The organism is Roseateles sp. (assembly GCF_044373315.1).
Taxonomy (GTDB): domain Bacteria; phylum Pseudomonadota; class Gammaproteobacteria; order Burkholderiales; family Burkholderiaceae_C; genus JACDQM01.
Map to the genome: position 1 here is coordinate 1 of NZ_JBILQK010000234.1, position 2,548 is coordinate 2,548.

Consider the following 2,548-nt stretch of genomic DNA (forward strand, 5'->3'; position numbering starts at 1 on the left):
GGCCTGAACAACCTCGCGTGGGTTCTTGTGCAGCGTGGCAAGCCGGGCGCGGTGGAGTACGCCAAACGGGCCGTGGAACTGCAGCCCACCAATGCGGCCATCGTTGACACGCTCGGTCTGGCTCTCGCTGCTGACAAGCAGTTCGAGGCGGCCCTGGCCACCCAGAAGAAGGCCATCGAACTGGCGCCGAACAGCCGCGGTCTCAAGCTGAACCTGGCCCGCATTGCCATGCAGTCCGGTGACAAGGCCCTGGCCAAGTCCGAACTGCAGGCGCTCGAAAAGCTGGGCACCACGTTTCCGCAGCATGCCGAAGTCAAGCGGCTGTTGAGCACTCTTTGAGGTTGATGCGCATGCACACCGTTCGCCGTTTGAGTACTGCCCGCCTGTTGCCCGTCGCGCTGGGTGCAGCCCTTTTGCTGGCCGCCTGCGGCGGCCCCTCCGATACAGCTTCGGTGGCATCGGCGACCGCAGCCTTCGAGAAGAAGGATTACGCTGCGGCCACCATCCAGCTGAAGAACGCGCTGCAGGCCAACCCGCAGTCTCAAGAAGCGCGCTTGCTGCTGGGGCTGACCTTGCTGGCCACCGGCGACGCCGCCGGCGCTGCCGTCGAGCTGACCAAGGCGCAGGAACTGCAAGCGCCCGACATCAAGGTGGTGCCGGCGCTCGCACGTGCGCTGCTGCAGTCGGGCGAACTGCCACGCTTGCTGGCGCAGTTCTCGAAGACCGAGCTTTCGGACCCCCTCGCAAACGCCGACCTCAAGACCTCGGTGGCCACCGCCTTTGCGACGCAGGGCGATCTGATCAAAGCCAAGAGCCTGTTGGCCGCGGAGAACCAGCTGGACCCCGCACTGGCCCTGCTGGAGGAAGGTCTGCAGCGAGAACCCGGCAACGAGCGGGCAGGCCTGATGAAGGCCGAGATGCTGCTGTACGGCAAGAACGATCCCGAAGGTGCGATGGCCGCCTTCCGCAAGGTGCTGGCCGCAGAAGCGAAGTCGGTGGCGGCGCGTGCCGGCATCATCAACATCCTGCTGATGCAGCAGAAGTTGGATGCTGCGCGCACCGAATTCGCTGAGCTGAAGAAGACCGCGCCCAACCATCCTGAGACGGTTTACTTCGACGCCCAGTTCGCCTTCAACGACAAGGACTACAAGAAGACGCGGGAACTCACTGAGCAGGTGCTCAAGAGCTTCCCGAACAATGTGCGGGTGCTGGAGCTGGCGGGTGCAGCCGAGTTCCGCCTGCGCAACTACCTGCCTGCCGAGGCCATGCTCAGCAAGGCGCTCAAGTTGGCGCCACAGCAGAGGCTCTCACGGCTGCTGCTCGCACAGACCTACTGGCGCACAGGCGAGCCGCAGAAGACCATCGAAACGCTCAAGCCCGTGCTGGACGCCAACCTGGCCGATGGCACGGCGCTTTCTCTGGCGGGTGAAGCCTACCTGCAGATCGGCGATGCCAAGGCTTCCGAGCAAGCCTTCCAGGCCGCGCTGAAGGCCGCCCCCAACGACGCCCGCGTGCGCACCTCTGCCGCCATGGCCCAGATGGCCCGTGGCAACAACAGCAGCGCCATCACCGAACTGGAAGCCGTGGCGGCGGGCGACAACGGCCCGCGCGCCGACCTGGCGCTGATCAGCGCCCGCCTGCGCCAGAACGATGTCGCCGGGGCGCTGAAGGCCATCGACGGCCTGGAGAAGAAGCTGCCCGACCAGGCGCTGCCGCACCAGTTGCGCGGCCGGGTGCTGACCTTGAAGAACGACTTGCCGGGCGCGGCGAAGAGCTTCGAGGCGGCCATCGCCAAGGAACCGGGCTACTTCCCGCCTGTGGCCAGCCTGGCGGCGCTGGACCTGGCCGCCAACAAGCCCGAAAAGGCCCGCGAGCGTTTTGCCGCCTTCATCCAGGCCCAGCCCAAGAGCTGGCAGGCGCACATGGCCATGGCCGAGCTTGAGGCGCGCGTCGGTGCACCGGCAGCCAAGGTCACCGAGGCGCTGCGCGCTGCCGTCAAGGCCAACGCCGGCGAGGCGCGGCCGCACATCGCACTGGTCAACAACCTGATCGGCCAGGGCGACGGCAAAGCGGCCCTGTTGGCGGCACAAGACGCCACCGCGTCATTGCCGAACAGCACCGAGGTGATGGATGCGTTGGGCCGCGCCGAGCTCGCTGCCGGCGACACGCAGCGTGCGCTGACGACCTTCAAGAAGCTTGCCGGCCTGCAGCCGCGCAACCCCATGCCCGAGATGCGCCTGGCCGAGGTGCACATGGCCGCCAAGGACAACGAATCGGCAGCGCGCGCGCTGCGACGCGCCGCCGAGCTCTCCCCTGGCAACCCGGCGGTGCCGCGCGCGCAAGCCCGGCTGGCGATGATGGATGGCAAACCCGATGAGGCCGTGAAGGTCGCACGCGACTTGCAGAAGCGGTTTCCGCAAGACCCGGTCGGCTTGACGCTCGAAGGTGATGTCGAGGCCAACCGCAAGAACTGGGACGCAGCGGCCAACGCCTACCGCGGCGTGCTGAAGCTGGGGCAGTCCTCTGAAGCTACGGCCAAGCTCCACAC

General features: G+C 66.8%; 2 protein-coding genes. Both read left to right on the forward strand.

What is annotated here, in order from left to right:
* On the forward strand, positions 1 to 339 hold a 339-nt coding region (locus ACIQ67_RS20965; RefSeq protein ID WP_397536311.1), incomplete at its 5' end, for a tetratricopeptide repeat protein.
* Positions 340 to 350: 11 nt separating this feature from the next.
* Positions 351 to 2,548 (forward strand): XrtA/PEP-CTERM system TPR-repeat protein PrsT (prsT, locus tag ACIQ67_RS20970; RefSeq protein WP_397536312.1); only part of this gene is annotated, 2,198 nt, incomplete at its 3' end.